This window comes from Flavobacterium sp. ENC (assembly GCF_020991415.1).
Taxonomy (GTDB): Bacteria; Bacteroidota; Bacteroidia; order Flavobacteriales; family Flavobacteriaceae; genus Flavobacterium.
Genome location: NZ_JAJMOY010000028.1, coordinates 1 through 914, shown reverse-complemented (window position 1 = coordinate 914; position 914 = coordinate 1). Strand labels below are relative to the sequence as shown.

The 914-nt window shown below is 41.9% G+C and carries 1 pseudogene; it reads left to right on the top strand.

What is annotated here, in order from left to right:
* Window positions 1–914, top strand: a pseudogene (locus tag LPB89_RS21895) (hypothetical protein); the annotation flags it as partial.

Sequence of the window (914 nt, the reverse complement as noted above, 5' to 3'; positions counted from 1 at the left end):
ATTTGAGTGATCCGAAAACACCAACGACTACACATACCACACAGGAATTCTGTAGAGTAGATAATAAAACCGTATCTGATTTGGCAACAACAGAATCAGGTGTGACGTGGTATGATGCTGAAAAAGAAGGAAACGTAGTTCCGCCAACCACAGTTTTAACTGATGGAACAATTTATTACGGATCCTTAAAAGTGGGAACTTGCGAAAGCCCGACACGTTTGGCGGTAACAGTTAATTTGAGTGATCCGAAAACACCAACGACTACACAGACCACACAGGAATTCTGTAGAGTAGATAATAAAACCGTAGCTGATTTAGTAACGACAGAATCAGGTGTGACGTGGTATGATGCTGAAAAAGAAGGAAACGTAGTTCCGCCAACCACAGTTTTAACTGATGGAACAATTTACTATGGTTCAATACAAGTAGGAACTTGTGAAAGTCCAACACGTTTGGCTGTAACGGTGAGATTAAGCGATCCGAAAACGCCAACGACTGCTCAGACCACACAGGAATTCTGTAAAGTGGATAATAAAACGGTAGCTGATTTGGTAACGAACGAGAGTGATGTGACGTGGTATGATGCTGCTGATGGAACAACAGTAGTTCCGTCAACAACAGTTCTGGAAAACAATAAAGTGTATTACGGTTCACTAAAAGTGGGTACTTGTGAGAGTCCAACGCGTTTGGTGGTAACGGTTAATTTGAGTGATCCGAAAACACCAACGACTGCTCAGACCACACAGGAATTCTGTAGGGTAGATAATAAAACAGTAGCTGATTTGGTAACGACTGAATCAGGTGTAACGTGGTATGATGCTGAAAAAGAAGGAAACGTAGTTCCGCCAACCACAGTTTTAACTGATGGAACAATTTATTACGGTTCGCTAAAAACAGGAACCTGCGATAGTCCC